The sequence below is a fragment of the Candidatus Uabimicrobium amorphum genome (assembly GCF_009002475.1).
GTDB lineage: Bacteria > Planctomycetota > Uabimicrobiia > Uabimicrobiales > Uabimicrobiaceae > Uabimicrobium > Uabimicrobium amorphum.
In genome coordinates this window covers 3,406,403-3,423,994 of the sequence record NZ_AP019860.1, presented here as the reverse complement: position 1 = coordinate 3,423,994, position 17,592 = coordinate 3,406,403, and the positions used below count along the sequence as shown (strand labels likewise).

The 17,592-nt window shown below is 39.8% G+C and carries 13 protein-coding genes; 5 read left to right on the top strand and 8 right to left on the bottom strand.

What is annotated here, in order from left to right; all coding sequences use genetic code 11:
- Positions 1-3: 3 nt before the first annotated feature.
- From UABAM_RS12230 to UABAM_RS12215, 4 genes are all read right to left on the bottom strand, one after another.
- Positions 4-3,657: an efflux RND transporter permease subunit gene (locus tag UABAM_RS12230; RefSeq protein WP_151968290.1), complete on the bottom strand. Its 3,654-nt coding sequence runs from the start codon at positions 3,655-3,657 to the stop codon at positions 4-6.
- Positions 3,658-3,962: 305 nt separating this feature from the next.
- Positions 3,963-4,526 (bottom strand): elongation factor P, encoded by a 564-nt coding sequence (gene efp / locus UABAM_RS12225; RefSeq protein WP_151968289.1) that lies wholly within the window; start codon positions 4,524-4,526, stop codon positions 3,963-3,965.
- Positions 4,527-4,651: 125 nt separating this feature from the next.
- A complete protein-coding gene (locus UABAM_RS12220; RefSeq protein ID WP_151968288.1) occupies positions 4,652-5,389 on the bottom strand; it encodes a hypothetical protein in 738 nt (245 codons plus the stop codon).
- A 131-nt stretch (positions 5,390-5,520) separates the two neighbouring features.
- Positions 5,521-7,167 carry a hypothetical protein gene (locus UABAM_RS12215; protein WP_151968287.1) on the bottom strand — a complete coding sequence of 549 codons (1,647 nt, stop codon included), beginning with the start codon at positions 7,165-7,167 and terminating at the stop codon, positions 5,521-5,523.
- Between the two features lie 192 nt (positions 7,168-7,359).
- Here UABAM_RS12215 and UABAM_RS12210 point away from each other — a divergent pair, with 192 nt between their 5' ends.
- Together UABAM_RS12210 and UABAM_RS12205 are read left to right on the top strand one after the other, a co-directional pair.
- The gene (locus UABAM_RS12210; protein ID WP_151968286.1) at positions 7,360-7,713 is read left to right on the top strand and encodes a response regulator transcription factor; all 354 of its coding nucleotides are present in this window, start codon (positions 7,360-7,362) and stop codon (positions 7,711-7,713) included.
- A 78-nt stretch (positions 7,714-7,791) separates the two neighbouring features.
- Entirely contained in the window at positions 7,792-8,616 is an 825-nt protein-coding gene (locus UABAM_RS12205; RefSeq protein ID WP_151968285.1) for a TIM44-like domain-containing protein, read from the top strand.
- Positions 8,617-8,720: 104 nt separating this feature from the next.
- On the opposite strand, the gene gap is transcribed toward UABAM_RS12205, so the two are convergent.
- The 4 genes from gap to hydA all read right to left on the bottom strand — a co-directional run bounded on the left by gap (position 8,721) and on the right by hydA (position 12,090).
- Entirely contained in the window at positions 8,721-9,728 is a 1,008-nt protein-coding gene (gene gap / locus UABAM_RS12200; RefSeq protein ID WP_151968284.1) for a type I glyceraldehyde-3-phosphate dehydrogenase, read from the bottom strand.
- 119 nt (positions 9,729-9,847) lie between these two features.
- Positions 9,848-10,126: a hypothetical protein gene (locus tag UABAM_RS12195; RefSeq protein WP_151968283.1), complete on the bottom strand. Its 279-nt coding sequence runs from the start codon at positions 10,124-10,126 to the stop codon at positions 9,848-9,850.
- Between the two features lie 3 nt (positions 10,127-10,129).
- Positions 10,130-10,711: a DUF4291 domain-containing protein gene (locus UABAM_RS12190; protein ID WP_151968282.1), complete on the bottom strand. Its 582-nt coding sequence runs from the start codon at positions 10,709-10,711 to the stop codon at positions 10,130-10,132.
- Positions 10,711-12,090 (bottom strand): dihydropyrimidinase, encoded by a 1,380-nt coding sequence (gene hydA / locus UABAM_RS12185; RefSeq protein ID WP_151968281.1) that lies wholly within the window; start codon positions 12,088-12,090, stop codon positions 10,711-10,713. The genes UABAM_RS12190 and hydA overlap by 1 nt, the downstream gene beginning before the upstream one ends.
- A 362-nt stretch (positions 12,091-12,452) precedes the next feature.
- Here hydA and UABAM_RS12180 point away from each other — a divergent pair, with 362 nt between their 5' ends.
- The 3 genes from UABAM_RS12180 (at position 12,453) to UABAM_RS12170 (ending at position 17,582) form a co-directional block, all read left to right on the top strand.
- Positions 12,453-14,504, top strand: coding sequence for an FHA domain-containing serine/threonine-protein kinase (locus tag UABAM_RS12180; protein WP_151968280.1), 2,052 nt, complete (start codon positions 12,453-12,455; stop codon positions 14,502-14,504).
- 246 nt (positions 14,505-14,750) lie between these two features.
- On the top strand, positions 14,751-17,057 hold the full coding sequence (locus UABAM_RS12175; RefSeq protein ID WP_151968279.1) for a pentapeptide repeat-containing protein: 2,307 nt from the start codon (positions 14,751-14,753) through the stop codon (positions 17,055-17,057).
- A gap of 66 nt (positions 17,058-17,123) precedes the next feature.
- Positions 17,124-17,582 (top strand): NUDIX hydrolase, encoded by a 459-nt coding sequence (locus UABAM_RS12170; protein WP_151968278.1) that lies wholly within the window; start codon positions 17,124-17,126, stop codon positions 17,580-17,582.
- Positions 17,583-17,592 lie beyond the last annotated feature (10 nt).

The window sequence follows — 17,592 nt, the reverse complement described above, 5'->3', positions numbered from 1 at the left end:
ACTTTAACCTTTTTTTATTTTTTCACGTAGTTTTTCTCCCCAAGTATAAACGACAGGGATAATAACTAAAGTTAATAATGTTGACGAGATAAGACCACTAACTACTGTAATGGCAAGTGGACTGCGAATTTCAACGCCTTGCCCTCCGCTGGCACTAAAAATACCTGTCATGGGTAGAAGACCAAGTAGTGTTGTTAAGGTTGTCATTAAAATAGGACGTAAGCGCGTTTGTGCTCCCTCAATCGCGGCTTCGGAGATACTCAGTCCTTGCTCGCGTAGTTGATTAATGAAATCAATCATCACAATGGCGTTGTTGACTACAATTCCGCACAAAATAATAATACCGATAAGCACGATAATGGAGATGGGGATATTGAGAAGCACTAAGGCAAAAATCACTCCGATGAACGCCAGAGGTAAAGTGAACATAATCATGAGTGGTTGAAATAACGATTCAAACTGACTGGCCATAATCGCGTATACTAAGAACGCGGCCAAAAGTAAGGCAAATTGCATGCTGCGCGCAGCTATTTCTTGCTCTTTACTTTGCCCAGCAACGTTAAATTTATAACCATCTGGCCAGCTCATACTGTCGAGAATGTTACTAATTTCATTTGCGGCCCCTTGTAAATCCATACCGTAAATATTTGCGGTGAGTAAGATAACGCGTTGCTGTTGAATGTGACGTATTTCTGAGGGGCCCGTTCCTTCTTTAATATTACTCACTTCACGTAAGTAAGTGCGGTTTTCGTCATTGCTTACCGTCATATTGTCCAGTGACTTCATTTGACTACGGTCTTTGGTTCGCAAACTAACGATAATGGGAACCTCTTTTTGCTTTATCCTAAACTTTCCAACATTCTCTCCCTGGATTTTATTGCGTATTAGATTGGCAACATCCGACAGTGTTAGGTTGTTTTTAAACAGGTAGTCACGTTTGTAGTAAATGTGAAGTTCTGGATTACCGCGCTCGACGGACACTTTTACATCATATAAGGCTTTTATGGAACGCATTTTCTCCGCGGCCTCTTCGGAGATACTCTTAAGTTTTTGCAAATCAAAACCGTAGATTTCTATTTCGATAGGCGTTTTAAACGAAAACAATGTGGGACGCGAAAATCGTATGGATTTTACTTCAGGGTCACGAGGCATCCTCTTACGAAGATTATTTAGGTAGTTGTCTTCCTCAAGCGGTGGTACTTTTGTTGTGTCGAGTAAACAGGTGATGACTCCTGTATGTTGTCCTTCTTCGTCGCTACTAGTTGTTGTTTTTTCGGCACCTACACGGCTAAATACCTGTTTAATATTTTCTTGTTTTTGTAAAAAATATTCGTATTTGCGAATAATTTCGTTACTTTTGTGAAGAGGCGCACCTACGGGAAGCGCAATGTGCATGCTGAATTCTCCTTGGTGAAGTTCGGGAACTAGCTCTGCACCTACGTAATTTATTAAACAGAATACGGCACCGCAGATAAGAAGTGTGCATATGAGGGCAATAATAATTGGTCGATAAATGGCAAAGCGCAAAATACGACCGTATATAACATTTCCTATGCGAAAGAAGGAGGCAATTGTTGTCAAAGGCCACATGATAAATTTGAACACGATTGCAACACACATCGCCACAAAATACACAGAAATTAAACATAGGTGTATGGTGAGTATGCATAGCTTTGTGATGATCTCCACAGGGAATAAAACGGTATTTTTGAATAGCATAAATCCCTTGGAGTACCATTTCGCTTGTTGCCAATTTTCGCGTACATAGTTGATGGTGTTAAATGCGGTGTAATCTCGCCATCGCCATTTTTTCTCAATGAGGTTATCGCTAAAGTTACGCGAGGCAAGAACTGGTATGACAATGATCGCCATAATCAGTGAGGCAATAAGTGAGAAAACTACTGTCAATGCTTGGTCTTGAAATATTTGCCCTGCGATCCCCTCTATGTAAAGTATGGGGAAAAAAACTGCAATGGTTGTTAATGTAGAGGCGGTAATGGCTCCCCCAACCTCCGAGGTACCAATAACGGCACTTTCCTTCGGTTTTTTTCCTGCGTTGCGATGGCGAACGATGGATTCCAAGACGACGATGGCATTGTCAACGAGCATGCCAATACCTAGAGCTAGTCCTCCCAGTGACATAATATTGAGGGAGGTTTTTGATAAATGAAGTGGAGCAAAAGTGGCAATAACGCATACTGGAATGGTAATGGCAATGATAAACGTACTTCCAGGACGGCGTAGGAATAAAAATAACACGATGATCGCAAGTATACCCCCGGTGATACAGGTGTTGATCACCTCATCGATTGCGTGACGAATGAAGTCCGACTGATCGGAAAGAATTTGCAATTTGACACCTTTGGGGAGCTCATTAACAACCCAGGTAACCGTTGGTTGAGAACGACCACGCTTCGAACCATACTGTCGTTTTTTATCTTTTTGTGCTTTTTTGTCTTTGTCTTTTTTCTTGTCCTTATCGGCATTTTTTTCACCGTTTTTATCGTCTTTTTCTCCGTCAGCGGCATTGTCTTGTTTTGCGGCGTTTTTCTCATTCTTTTTTTGCTTGCCGTTTTGTTTTTGCCCGCGTTTACCACGTTTTCCGCCTTTTCCACCGCCTGAAGTGGGACGACTCTTCCTGCCCTGTGAACGCATTGAATTTCCACGTCCCTGCCCGCCTTTATTATTCGTGGTTTCAAAGGCACTTTTATCTTCTGGACCAAATAGTTTAAATTTAATTGCACGTGCCACGGTGACGATATTTGCATCTGCCTCTTTGAAGATTTCAATTTCAACCGAAGGATTGCGTCCAATGCGCGTAATGATTTCGCGTTCACGATTTGTTTTGTGAACACGGCCAAGCTCTTTCAAGGTAATATTGACACCTTCTTTATTGACGATGGGTAAATGACGCATCTCATCCAGGGTTTTAAATTCGTTTTTGGTGCGAACGAGATAGGTGCGTTCTCCTTCGCGAATAGACCCGCATGGTGTATTGAGATTTTCTTCTTTGATTCTCTGTACAACGCGGCTAATCGGAACACTAAATGCCGATAGTTTTGACTCTTCTAAATCAATGCGTATTTCCTCTTCCAATCCACCTTTGACCTTTACCGAGGCTACACCTGGTATTGTTTCCAGAGCACGTTTGATTTCTAGCTCGCTGATGTCGCGTAAAGTAAATAGAGAGGCATCACCATAGATACCTATACGCATAATCGGGTCTAAAGACGGATCATAGCGAAGTATGAGAGGACGATTTGCTTCACTTGGAAGCCCGACACGGTCTAGTTTTTCTCTCACTTCTTGGATGACAACCGCCATATTTGTGTTCCAGCTAAATTCGAGGACTACATCGGATATTTCTGAACGAGATGTAGAACTATATGCCACTAAATTGCTAATAGCCGCGAGTGCTTCCTCTATTTTTTCCGTAACATTTTTTTCCACTTCTTCGGGTGCACTTCCTGGATATTCTGTACGAATGGTTAACGTGGGGTACGAAATTTCTGGCATCAAGTTTACCGGAAGTCTTTGATAAGAAACAAAACCGAAAATAGCTACGGCAATAACTACCATTGTGACAGCTACAGGTCTTGAAACAGCCAGAGAAACAATATCGTGAACCAGGGTAAAATTTTGCTTGTTTGTTTGCATATTTGTCACCGTCTGTTGAAAACTAAGTGGAATGTAGTGTTAAGTGTGTCATTCCCGCGTAAGCGGGAAACCAGCAATATAAAATTAATTTTGTTAAGCGCCTGGATCCCTGATCAAATCATGAATTAAGTAAGGGATGACCGTGCCCAACAGGTCGCTGTTGTTTATTGAGACGAAACTACCAGAAGTGTCATTCCTGCGGAAGCAGGAATCTAGCAATCTAAAGTCAATCTGTAAATGCTGGGTCCCTGCTTTCGCAGGAATGACAACCTGGTTTTGTTTTGTAATTCCAGAGAACACCCTAGTTATTTTTTGTTGACACGCTCTACGTATTTTCCATTGCGCGTATCTATCTTTAAGGTTTCGCCTTCTTTAATGAAAAGAGGAACCTGTATTTCTAGCCCCGTTTCTAAAACAGCGGGCTTCGTAGCTCCCTGAGCTGTGTCTCCTTTAGCTCCGGGTAGTGATTCTGTCACTTCTAGGAATACGAAATCTGGCATAGTAATTTGCAGTATTTCCCCTTCGTAAATTTTAAAAGAAATATTTTCATTTTCTTTTAAAAATTTCAAAAAATCTTCGATCTTTTCTTCGGGAACAGGTATTTGTTCGTATGTTTCGGGATCCATGAAGTAAAACAAGTTTTTATCGCGATACAAATATTGCATTTGTTTTTTCTCGACGATAGCTTGCTTTAATGGTTCTTTGGCGCGAAATGTTTGTTCAAAGATGCTACCAGTATTTAAATTTTTTAATTTAGAGCGCACAAAGGCGGGACCTTTTCCTGGTTTGTGATGTTGGGATTCAATAACTTCGTGAACCACATTATTAAGTAAAATAGTCATCCCAGATCGTAGATCATTACTGTTCATTTTTGTTTCCTAAAACAATGTAGATAAAAAAAAATTGTGTGATACAGATTATTCTCAATCTTATACCACACAATTGTACTATTTTCTATATTTTTTGTCGTTACGTTCACAGTTCACACTTTAATTTATCTGCAACCTCTGCGAAAGCCATTACGATGAAGATAACGGTAGCGCCCGCGTGGACTGCAGTTGTTTCGGTAACGATAGTTGTTAAAACGGCTATTTCGTGGAACGATGATGGAGTAAGGAGAAACGTTAAATCCAAATCCAAAATTACCCCCCGAGAAACCATCTCCGTAAACTCTTACACGACGAGCATTTGGATAATGCTTGTAACCGCTGTTATAGTAAAGTCCTCTGTTTAGGATATCAGATGGACTGTTGTAGTCTTTTTCTGGAAATCCATACTGATGACTGTAGTAGGTAGAAAGAAAAAACTGGTCGAAAGGCTTTAGCTCTTCGCGCTCATCACGACGTTCATCACGACGCTCATCACGGCGTTCACGACGCTCACGGCGTTGTTCACGTACTTGTGGTTTTTTTTCTTCGATCACTACTTCGCGTTCTTTTTCTATAACTTGCGTAGCCGCTTTAGGTGCTTGTTTACGCACTTTGGCGTTTGTCTTAATCTTTTTGGCTCTATTTACTAGAGTTTTGATTACTTTGTCACTAACACCTGCTTTTTTCAGTTTGATAATGTCGTTTGTGCTTAAGACGATTGGCTCGTCAGAAACGGCAATTACGCTAATGATAATATCATCACCAACATTTGCGTTCGCTAAACTAATCACATCATCAACATCTAAGCAATAGGCACTGGTACTGAGAAGTAATACGATTAAAAGAGATGTAATTGTCCTCATACAACCCGCCTTTCTATTTTAAAGAGTATAGCGAAATTTATTACTATATTATGACATATATTTCACTAAATGCAAATTATCTATTACTTTACAAATAAAAATTTGTGCTTGCAAAGTATTGTAAAAGGGGCTCAATTTTCTTCTAAATTTGAGTTGGTCGTTTTCGAGACGGTCATCAATGGTTCCGTTGGCACTTGTAAATTGAGTTCAGGTAAATGTCCTACAATTGTAAAAGTGGTGGCAAAACCTTCTGTTTTGTTGAGACCCCATAAAAAATCACGTGCATTCATGGAAAAAACTTGCGCTTCATCCGTCGATTGCATTTTGGCTTCTCTACATTGTATTTCACCTTTGCCAGCAAATAGACCCTGGTCGTAGTTTCCGGAAAAAGATAGCGAAACTTTGCCAGCAGTAAACCACACGTCGCAGCTATCTTCATGCAGAAACTTATAGTCTGCTACAGGCAAATCTGTCACTTTTAGGTCTATTTCAACAGGAGAAAGAGGAACAGCAGGTACCTGTAAATTGCGGATGGCAAATTGCAATTCCAATTTTTGCTGCTTATCTTTGTCTTGGTCATGAAAATCTATTACAAGTTTTTGGCTCTCTATTGTTGCAATGGCATACGGTGATTTAGGTCTTATGTATCTAGCTGATGCTGCTTGTGATATCAATTCTGGTTCTTTTAGTTCATTGAGTTGCGATAGCGATTCGAGGTTTTTTTCCTTGAGTAGTGTCTGTATTGTTCGCGGTTTTTTGGGCGAATGTAGGAAAATATAGTCCTCGACAATTTTAATGCGCTGTTGCTCTTTTACCAGTTGCTTTTGTTGTAATGTAGTCAGTAATTGATGTAAAATCATCACCCAGTCGCTTTTTTCACCGACTTCAACATTCGGAAACACATGTAGTTGCGAGAGGTTTAGCATTCCATTTTTTTTCTGCAAATGAAGCGTCGCACCACTCAGGCTTACTTTACTAAGGTAAAGCTGTCGATCAAAAAGCGATGTCAATGAAAAATCAACTTCCAAAAAATCAGCCGTCATTAGTATAGTGCGATCTTTGGGGTTTTTTATTTCAACTTGACTAATTAATATTTTTTGACTCCACACATCTATCGATGCATTGGTGATTTCCACTTGAGTTCCAAGGTGTGGATTGACATATTTTTCAATATACCAACGCGTAACAATACCACTGCAAAGCGAAACAAAAGCCAAGAGAAGAACAACGCATGCCAATAGAATCACGGTTAGGTGTGGACGTACGATTTTATTCCCGGTGACATCGCGGTCTTGCCACAGACGACTGCGCATTTTTATCGACCATTTATTGTAATGCAACGAATTTGCCAACGAGGTGTCGGCAAGTTTTATGGACAAAAAGTAGGTGAAAATATACAGGAAGAATGATGCTGTTATGGCCAAGCACCATGCCCCAAAAGCCGTATAACGATCAAGTTCGAAAAACGTCAAAACAGGTGTGTGAGTTAGATCTTGCCAAAAAAAACTCCACGAACTGTTACCTGCTAAAGCATATAATCCGATTTCATACAGAAATGCCTCTAGCCACATCACACTTGCTCCCCATGAAGCTAAAGCGGTGAAGAGTACAAAGGGGACAGAAAAACGGAATATGAGTAACAGTGGTAGAAACAATAACCATGTGACTCCGGCGCTATAAGTAAGACCGATCAGTACACCTATAGCTACGCTAAACGCTTTTTGATTAGCTGTTCCATGGCAACGAAAAAGTCCTAATAAATATCTTAATATCGACATAATCTCTTCCTTTATAGGCAGCGAATAATTTGCGATGACTTCGTTTTTATTGTAAGGCGGGAATGTAAACAAGTCAATTTCAAAACACAATGGTTTCGCTGCAAAAATATTAAACGGATTGCGTCTCGGTATTTTCTATTTCCCCTAATAGCTGTTCTTTCGTTATAATCCAAGTTTTTAGGGAAATACTACATGAAAAAAATCTTGGTTATAGATGATGAGGCTAGCCTAATTAAATTACTCAAGAGAGTTCTCGAGAAAAAAGGATATTCTGTAGCGGCTTACACTGACGAGCGTGCTGGGCTAGCGGCGTTTAACAAAGAGCAGTACGATTTACTCGCTGTAGATTTTAATTTGCGTTCTATCTCGGGAGAACAAATTATTTGTGAAGTCAAAAGCAAAGATCCTTCTTTTCCTGTTCTTATTATGAGTGGTAAAACAAATGACTTCGTAGAAAAAAAAGCTTATGAAAATACCTACTTTATGTTGAAGCCGTTTTCCATTACAGAGTTTGCGGAAAGAGTTAAAGTCCTTTTGGAAAGTTAAAGTTTTCCAACATTTTAAAATTTGCTACGTCTAAGGTTTCATCTGGGAACATCCCATCAACAATTTAAGGAGCTTTTAATGGATACACGCAAACTTTTATTTTTCACTATTGTTGCCACTGTTTTTTGTAGTCCACTTTACGCAGGGGCCGGAGGAACAAAAGGTGATGGTGGAGCAAGCCTTATTGTTATTTTATTATTACTACCATATCTGATAGGGCAAGCAACATACATTTATTTGATGCGTAGACGTTCAAAAAGCGATGCTTGGAAAGTACTTGATAAAGCGAAAAATACTGATAGTGCCTGGAATTATGAGAAATTAGCTGCACACACCGAGAAGGTATTTAGGCAGTTGCAAAACTTTTGGTCGGAGAATAATGTAGATGACTCCAAGGCATACTTGCATAAAATGTATACACATGAGTATTGTAGGATACTACACAAGAATATCCGCAAAGGACACTTTAATCGCATATCCAATATAAAAATTTCGCGTGTAGATATTGTTCAAGCGCAAAACTTCATCGATGACAACAAGGACATGTTTGTCGCGCATATTTGTGGTATCATGGAAGATAAGGTTGTTACCAAAAGTGGCCAATTGATCCGTAACCAGGGAGATTCGGATGATTCTCCTTCGCGCAGCATTGATGAATACTGGTTTTTTCAGCGAAGTGGCGACGACTGGTTACTACGTGACATTAAGAAAAAACATTGCGCGTTGTTTGATGTAAGTGTTGATGAAGAAAATTCTGTTGTCGTGCAGGAGGAATTGATGCGCGTGGCCAGAGCTAGTAAGAGTAGATATGCATTTATCGCTTTTTTGGTGGGGTGTGGTATTACGACCGCTGGGTATCTTGGTTATGCCGCAATTTTTGGAGCATTATTTAACTTATTCTAACTTTGGATGAACTGGATTTTGATGGATGAATAGGATAGGTTTTTTGACAAGATTAACAGGATAGACAAAAGATCCTGAATTACAGGATCTTTTGTAGAAGATATTTATTTATGTAGACTTGCGGTTAATTTCATTAGGTCAACAACGCGGTTTGAATACCCCCACTCATTGTCATACCAAGAAACAACTTTTACTAAATTTCCGGAAAGAGCCATTGTGCATCCTGCGTCAACAATCGAAGAATGTGGGTTGTGTATGATGTCGGACGAAACGATTGGATCTTCTGTGTAGCCTAAAATCCCTTTGAGTTTTCCTTCGGCATTTTCTTTTAATACTGCATTTACTTCTTCGGCAGTCGTATCTTTTTTGAGTTGTGCGACTAAATCGACACAAGATCCATCTACGACAGGCACGCGAAGTGCAAAACCGTCTAATTTCCCATTTAAATCGGGAATTACTTTTCCTACCGCTTTCGCGGCACCGGTTGTTGTTGGAATGATATTCACTGCTGCCGCACGTGCACGTCGCATGTCGCTGTGAATTTGGTCTGCTACGCGTTGATCGTTTGTGTAAGCATGGACTGTTGTCATCAAACCTTTTTCAATGCCAAAAGAATCGTTTAAGATTTTCGCTACGGGTGCTAAACAGTTTGTGGTACAAGATGCATTTGAGATAATTTGATGTTCTTTTGTCAGAGTCTCTTCGTTAACACCCATTACGATGGTGGCATCAATTGCATCTTTTGCCGGAACGGTTAAAAATACACACTTCGCACCTGCTGTTATGTGTTGTGCACACAAATCTCTTTTGCGAAATACTCCTGTAGATTCTACTACAAAATCTACACCCATGTCTTTCCATGGAAGTTGTTTTGGATCTCTCTCGGAAAGAACGCGGATTTTCTTGCCATTTACGACAAAGTCACCACCTTCTACAGCAACTGTTCCCTGAAAAGGTCCATGAACGGAATCGTATTTTAGTAAATAGGCGAGTGTATTTGTGTCACTCAAGTCGTTTACTGCAACGACTTCAAATTCGGGGTTTTGCTGCAATACTTGAAATACTAATTTACCAATACGACCAAAACCGTTGATTCCAACTTTTATTGCCATGTCTGTTCTCCTCCAAACAACGACATTTCATTTGTGGCGTGTAAAAAATTGCAAAACAATTTACTAGCAGTCACCATAACTCTCTTTGGTAAATAATCAAGCAAAATTTGCAATTTGTTTTATATTTTCGCTGTAGAGCGCTGTAACAAAAATACCAAAGTATAAGTAACGAGTATTGTTAGGAGTATAGGAACTAACCAGCAAGCCAAATAATAATCGAGATCAGCTGTTTTTAGGTATTGTAGCCACTTTAGGAGACTGCTGTTAATACGTATTGCTTTTGTGAAACCGAGTTTTACCCATAGAAAAGCGAAGAAACATATTTCATGAACCGTTACAAAAACAAGAGGGAGAAGAATCATATATATATTTTTCGTACTGAGAGTGTTGTTTTCCATTTATCATTCCTCTATTTGCATTTGTTTGCGGATTTTTTCATCGTGAATTTGATAAACTGTCTCTTCGGGAACCACGGGCAGCTTTTTCGACGATAGTGAATTTTTTATTTCGTGCGCTAAATGTGTTACTTCCTCTAATTCAAGAATCCAATCGTTTACATAATTTTTAACCATTTGCCCACGAATACCGAGCTGAATCGCACGACGCTCTATTTTGCGCAAAAAAAGGTCGCGGTCAGGGTCCCATTGATAACGAACAGATGATTTTTTTAAGGTGTCACTCCACAACTCTTTAGAATGAAATAAGTTGCTGTCGTATGTTGTGGGAACGGCATCGCGTAGTATTTCTATAAACCCTTCGTGGCGTATTTTGATTTTAAGAATGGCTTCTTGACGATGTTTACTGGCATACCCAGAACGGTATAGCATCCATGCAAAAGATGGCTTAATCCACGTCATACGTTCCATGTTAAAACCTTTGGAAAAGGTACCTTTTTCTAACGCAGCAGCGACAATTTCTGGTTTGAAAGCTTGATAAACATAAATTCCTTCACTATCGAAATGAGCATATATTTTTTTTTCCATTAGTGACTCCTTGGTTGGCGTTTCAAAAATTTTCCGATACCTTTTTGGCCTGTGAATTGACCATCGCGTACTTGAACATGTCCGCGCACCGTGACGGCATGACACCTTCCTTTGACTTTTATTCCCTCAAACACGCTGTAGTCAATATTCATGTGATGTGTATTGGCGGAGATGGTTTCTTCGACGTGGGGATCGTATATCACTAAATCGGCATCGCACCCCACTTGAATGGTTCCTTTGCGCGGAAACAGTCCAAATATTTTTGCCGCTCGTGTACTTGCAACATCAACAAAGCGATGAATATCAATTTTACCTGTGTTAACTCCGTGTGTATACAACAAGCGAATACGATCCTCTAGCGAAGGTATACCGTTGGGGATGTTACAAAAGTTCTCTTTACCCATCTGGCGTTGTTGCCAATCAAATGGAGCGTGATCTGTGGCAACAGTGGCTAAAAAACCTTGGTGCAAAGCGTTCCATAGTATTTTTTGATTTTTTTTGTCGCGAAGTGGCGGACTCATGATGTACTTCGCTCCTTCAAAATTGGGTAACTCTGCATGGCTTTTATCGAGAAGTAGGTACTGAATAAGCGTTTCTGCATGAATATTCACGCCACGCATTTTGGCGGCAATCACTTTTTGTAGTGCCTCTTCGCATGAAAGGTGCACGACATATACCTCTCCACCAATAAGCTCTGACATGACACACAAACGATGTGTTCCCTCTGCTTCTAGAATAGGTGGCCGGCTATGATGGTGATATTCCGTGGTGAGTTTTTTGTCATCAACGAACTGTTGTTGGCGGATGTCGATAATATGTGCATTTTCACAGTGGGCAGCGGTAACGACACCGAGCTCTTTTGCTAGGAGCAACGTTTTGTAAATATCTCCATCGTTCATGCCTAAAAAGTCTTTGTAAGCAAAAAATATTTTGAAGCTGGTAATGCCATGTTGTAAAACGACTTCCCGCAGTTCATTTTCAATTTGCGCATCAAGATGACTTACTGTCATATGGCAGGTGTAGTCACAGCAAGGATTTACTGTTTGTTGCCTCCATTTCTCTAGTGCCTCAAGAGATCCTTCCTGGCGCTGTGGGTTGACAAAATCAATTAGGGTTGTTGTACCGCCGCATAATGCTGCGATTGTTCCTGTTTCGTAGGTATCTTTTGCATATGTTCCCATCGCATAGAGGTAGATATGCGTGTGTGGATCGACAAACCCCGGAAAAACTAGCTTGCCACGCGCGTCAATTACGTGTGCATCCTGCGGAACAGGCAGATTTTTTCCTATTGCAGTTATCGTTTCATTTTCACACCATATGTCTGCGACATAACGACTATCCGCAGTGACAATTTCTCCGTTTTGTATTAATAATGCCATCGAATTTCTCCATCGTATATGAGACTATCTTTAAATCCGAGCCCGCTTCCGAGCCCGAGCCTGCTCCCGAGCCCGATCCCGAAAATTAACAAACAAATTTTATTACAATGGTGTATCAAAAAAAGAGCCGAAGTTAAAAGTGATAAATCTAGAATAACTAAGAGTTTTTATCGTTCGGGCTCGGGCTCGGGCTCAGGATCGGGCTCGGTATATGAGACTATCTTTTATCCTTGCATATTTTTTTTATAAAATATATAATTCAAGAACTCTTTATAACTTATTTTTTTCAAGTTTTTACGAAATTTTTGTAAAAATGTAATAGGAAAACCTTTTTCCGCAAATAAAATATTCCTGGAGAAAACATGAGTATTGGCCAAATTGTTGTACAACGAGAAGAAAGTGGAGAAGAAACATTCAACATACCATCCGGAGGTTATGTTGTTATTGGACGGAGCTCTTCTGCTGATATTCAAATTTCAGATCTTTCTATTTCTAAGTTACACTGTAGAATAACCAACCGTGGAGACAAGTTTCTCTTAGAAGATTTAGGTAGTCGTAATTACACATATCTCAATGGCGAAAAAATAGATGCTGTTGTGGCCTTGCAGAACAACGATCTCATTACCGCAGGGCGAATAGACGTATGGTTTTATAGCGAAGAAGGGTCCGCGAATCCTCCAGTGAATAAAATAGAACCGGATGAAGATTCCAAAGTGGAATTGGTGACCCCTTCCACGACGGAAAGTGCAGAACCTGCGCCGTTTTCTTTCCACTCGACAGGAGAAATGCCCGCGATTGAAGATTTTGCATTAAAAGAGGATCAAGACGAAAAAAAATTGAAGGAATATGCTGTTCCACGTAGAATTACGGAAAGAACAAGTGCGATAGACCGCAAAACAAGATCGCGGCGAACCACGGAAAAAGTTCCCACCTCCAAAGAAACAAGCGATTCTATCTCCGTACCTAGAGCACCTATTTCTACAACGGCTTTGTTAGAGGCAGCTTCGTCACCTGAGGACGCCATGTTTATTAGCATGCTTCTCTCCAGCGCTGACGTAAGCATAAATACATCTCAAATTGCTGAGTGTATGAAGATTCAGAAAAGAAACCCACGCCTAACTTTAGCACAGATAATGCAAAAAAAAGGTTATGTCGATGCTATTAAAATTGCCGAACTTATGGGGCTTGTTGGCAACATATTAAATTTTGAACAATCCGAAATTCCGCGAACGACATCTGGTCGTTACAAAGTAGCACAGGTGGCTGATGCACCACAATCAAAAGAAGACGAAAAACGCCATCAAAAATTTTTCATCAAAGTTATCCGTGCACGCGGATTTATCAAACAAGATCAACTACGTAAGTGTATGCTACTTCACCAAAAATACATGGCCAATGGTGTAAGTGTGCGTTTTCTAGAATTGCTAATACGCGAAGGTTACATGACAAAAGAACAAGTGACGGAAGCGTGGCGTTTTGTCACTGGAGATATTCCATATATCATCGACGGGTATAAGATGATTTCTCTCATTGGTGTCGGCGGTATGGGATATATTTACAAAGCACGGCAAATTTCGATGGATCGCCTTGTGGCCATTAAAATTCTATCAGAAGAGTATAGTAGTAACCCGAAGTTAAATGAGCTATTTTTAAAAGAAGCACGCGCTGTGGCAAAACTGAATCACGAAAATATTATTGCGGGATATGATTTTGGACGGAAAGGTGACTTTTGCTTTTTTGTCATGGAATATGTTGATGGTGTATCTCTGCATGAAAAATTGAAAAACAGTGGTGACAAATTACCTATCTCCGAAGGAATAGAAATAATTACACAGGTTACAAAAGCGCTGGAACACGCATCTGCCAGAGGTTTTGTCCATCGTGATATAAAACCAGAAAATATATTGATCAAAAAAGACGGTTTGGTAAAACTATGTGACCTGGGTTTAGCAGAAAGAATTGATGATTCAAAGAAAAAAGAACAGGACTTTGGAACACCTGCTTTTATGAGTCCCGAACAAATTCGTAGCGAGCCAAATCTTGATATTCGCAGTGATATATATTCTTTGGGGATAACATTCTATCGCACTATTTTTGGCAAGCTGCCTTTCCAAGGATCTGCCCGAGAAATTATGGCAAAGCACTTGACAGAAAAAGTCAAGTTTCCTAGTGAACCAACATCACATCGTGAAAAACGCGCCATTGAAATTATCGAAAAAATGACAACAAAAGAAAAAGCGGATCGCTACCAAGAACCTTCAGAACTCTTAAAAGATTTAGCCGATGCAAAAAACCCCGAGATGATTCAGATTCCCAAACCAGACATGCTCAAAGGTATCGATGCGACAGTTGCGATTCCTAAACTTAGCCGGCGTAAAAAACTTGCTCTTAAAAGGCGTAGACGCCGCCGATAATGCTACGCTTGTGGTTTTCCTGAACACATCTTAAACACATACGCTTCTTTCAATGATTCTTAATATTATGGGGAATTATTGAAAGACATTCGGTTGAATCGTAAATTCCCCGGGAAATACAAATCTAATTTTAGGGCATATTGCTCACAATAGAAGTTGAAAATCAAGTTATTCACTATAAACAGAAATGTTTTTTTAGTGAAATTATTTATTCTGAGTTACAGTTATATAGACAGGATGATGTAAATGTCTACTTTATCGGAAAGAGATTCATTATTTCTTGAAATTGCTGTTGGTGAGAAACTAATTTCCGCGCAGCAAGCCAAACTTTGCAAAGAGTTTTCTGGTGCCGTATCTGAAAATCTTGTAAAGAACGGATTACTATCAACGGAACAAGTGGCATCTCTTCAACAAAAAGTTGAGGATAAACTCAGTAGTGGTAATAAAGTAGCAGTGGCACAAGTTGAAATTTATAAAGAAGACACACTCGATGAAAAGGTTGTTGCTCTTGCAAAAGAAAGACAGCTCATTAGTGAAGAAGATGAGAAAAACTGTAGAAAACAACTTAAGAAGTTATATGACCTTGGTTACAACCCGCAATTGAGTTCGATACTCTACAGTGCCAAATGTATTTCACAAGAAGATTTAATGGCCTTGTACAAAGAAGTTGAACCAAACGCAAAGGTAAGCATTGTCGCGAAATCAATGCCGTTTAGCGAGCTATCTCTTCCTACAGTACCGACAATCGGGACCTTGAAGAGAAAAACACGACATGAAGAAGTTCAGCAGCAAGAATCTATACCTAGCGAAACAATCCATATGCTAGATAAGATGGAAGAAGTTGTATCGCAAATTAGCGCACCTGAGATTGACATTGCTTCAGAAATTGCCCCTCTTAAACAGGAAGAAGAAGTTCAGGAAGAAGTTCAAGAAGAAGTGGAAGAACAGCCTACAAATGAGAGCGTAGCGCCTACTCCAGTAGCGACTCCGATGCCCACAGCTACAACCGTGACCATTCCAAATTTTGATAAAGTGCTCGAATATCTGGAAAATATAGATTATAAAGTAACCAAGTTACAACAAGACCAAAAAACGGCACTGACAGAAGCCCTTAGCCATGAAGAAATGGAAGAGCGTTTTGATAGCGAAGACATCCCCGATGAATTGCAACGTATTATAAAGCGTTTACGTCACGTTTCTGAAGAAGAAGTTCAAGTAGCTATTCGCGATGGTGTGGGATTAGAGAACTGTTACATTCCTAAAATGTCTAGCTCAACACCTATTGTGGTTAAAAAAGTGAATTTTACCAATTGTGTGATTGACCAAGTGGATTTTGCAGGGGTTCAGTTTAAGAATCACGTTGACCTTGGCAATAGTCGCTTTTTAACAAAAGCTATTTTTAAAGAGTGCCATTTTGTAAAAGATGCGACATTTAAAAGTTGCGAGTTTTTAAATGGTGCAGACTTTGCAAAAGCGAAGTTCGATGGCAAAACTACTTATAACTCTTCTGCGTTTAGGCGCTATGTAAGTTTTAATCGCTGTGGATTTGGCAAAAAAACAGTTTTTACACGTTGTTATTTTGCCAAAGGTGTTAAGTTTGGTGAAGTAGAGTTTACTGGGCCAGCCAGTTTTAACGATATCTTTATCGATCATCGTTTCTACATGGAAAAATGCCAGTTTAAAGACAGTAGTACTTTTAGTGGCGCGCGTTTTGCCGACATCGCTGACTTTGGACGTTCGAAGTTCGAAAAAGAAACCAAATTTATTGGTGCAACATTCATGAAGTGGGGAAGTTTTAAGAATTGTAAATTTAGCGGTAGTGCGAATTTCAATACGATGAATGTTGTGGGCGATTTGGCTTTTGACAATTCGACATTTGAAAGTGTTGTCAACCTAAGAGCAATTAGCGCAAGTCGCAATATTAGTCTACAAAATATTAAGGTAGGCAATGAGGCGGCATTTAAATTTCTCGACGCACATATCGGACGCCTTTTTGTTTCTTTGAGTAGCCTGAAGGGGCATATTGACAGTCATATTCAAGAAGACTACCATGTTGCACGCAAAGAATATGGTCTACTCAAAAATAACTTCCGCGAGATAAACGAATACGACAAAGAAGACTGGGCATACTTGATGGAAAAACGCATGGAGCGCATGGAAATGAAGGTAAAAGGTCCGCTCTCGGCGTTAAAGAGATTTCTCAATTGGTTGGCGCTAGACATTGCTTGTGGTTATGGTACAAAACCGGCGAATATCTTTGTCACCTCGTTAGCGATGTTAGTGTTCTTCGCGGTGTTCTATTTTTCTTCCGGAACAACAGAGTTTGTTCCTAGTGGAGAACTTGCTCTAGACCACTCGGTAAAGATAGAGCAAAGTATGTCATTTATTGACGCTGTTCAGGTATCTTTCCGTACATTCACCAATGCTTCGATTGAAGGATGGGTTCCTTATACAGATAGTTGGCTGAACTATGTTATGATGTTTGAGTCGTTTTTTGGCTTTTTCGTAATGACGGTTCTGGTCGTGACGTTTAGTCGTAAAGTAATTCGTTAACAGCGTGATACACAAAAACAGATTTTCTGCGGAAAATCTGTTTTTTTTTTGCATAGGATGTTCACCATGAAGTTAGCAACGCTCTGTTATTTAAAAAAAGACAACAAAACTTTGATGTTGCACCGCATCAAAAAAGACAAAGATATTCATGCCGGAAAATGGAACGGTTTGGGAGGGAAATTTTCTCTACATGAAACTCCCGAAGAATGTGCAATACGCGAAATTGAAGAAGAGTCGGGACTCATTGCCGAAAAATTAAATTTGAAGGGAATGATTACCTTTCCTGAGTTTAAGGATGGTGAAGATTGGTACGTTTTTGTATACGTCGTTACCGATTTTAGCGGTGTTTTACATGAATGTGAAGAGGGTGAACTACATTGGATTGCCGACGAAGAGATTACCAATTTAAACCTTTGGGAGGGGGACCGTATCTTTTTTCCGTGGTTAGAACAAAATCGTTTTTTTTCAGCCAAATTTGTGTATAAAGATGGTAATTATATAACTCATGAGGTTAGCTTTTACTAAAGGAATAAAA

Excerpts from the sequence above, each read along its gene's own strand:
- UABAM_RS12230 (WP_151968290.1), bottom strand. The coding sequence starts at position 3,657 with ATGCAAACAAACAAGCAAAATTTTACCCTGGTTCACGATATTGTTTCT.
- efp (WP_151968289.1), bottom strand. The coding sequence starts at position 4,526 with ATGAACAGTAATGATCTACGATCTGGGATGACTATTTTACTTAATAAT.
- UABAM_RS12220 (WP_151968288.1), bottom strand. The coding sequence starts at position 5,389 with ATGAGGACAATTACATCTCTTTTAATCGTATTACTTCTCAGTACCAGT.
- UABAM_RS12215 (WP_151968287.1), bottom strand. The coding sequence starts at position 7,167 with ATGTCGATATTAAGATATTTATTAGGACTTTTTCGTTGCCATGGAACA.
- UABAM_RS12210 (WP_151968286.1), top strand. The coding sequence starts at position 7,360 with ATGAAAAAAATCTTGGTTATAGATGATGAGGCTAGCCTAATTAAATTA.
- UABAM_RS12205 (WP_151968285.1), top strand. The coding sequence starts at position 7,792 with ATGGATACACGCAAACTTTTATTTTTCACTATTGTTGCCACTGTTTTT.
- gap (WP_151968284.1), bottom strand. The coding sequence starts at position 9,728 with ATGGCAATAAAAGTTGGAATCAACGGTTTTGGTCGTATTGGTAAATTA.
- UABAM_RS12195 (WP_151968283.1), bottom strand. The coding sequence starts at position 10,126 with ATGGAAAACAACACTCTCAGTACGAAAAATATATATATGATTCTTCTC.
- UABAM_RS12190 (WP_151968282.1), bottom strand. The coding sequence starts at position 10,711 with ATGGAAAAAAAAATATATGCTCATTTCGATAGTGAAGGAATTTATGTT.
- hydA (WP_151968281.1), bottom strand. The coding sequence starts at position 12,090 with ATGGCATTATTAATACAAAACGGAGAAATTGTCACTGCGGATAGTCGT.
- UABAM_RS12180 (WP_151968280.1), top strand. The coding sequence starts at position 12,453 with ATGAGTATTGGCCAAATTGTTGTACAACGAGAAGAAAGTGGAGAAGAA.
- UABAM_RS12175 (WP_151968279.1), top strand. The coding sequence starts at position 14,751 with ATGTCTACTTTATCGGAAAGAGATTCATTATTTCTTGAAATTGCTGTT.
- UABAM_RS12170 (WP_151968278.1), top strand. The coding sequence starts at position 17,124 with ATGAAGTTAGCAACGCTCTGTTATTTAAAAAAAGACAACAAAACTTTG.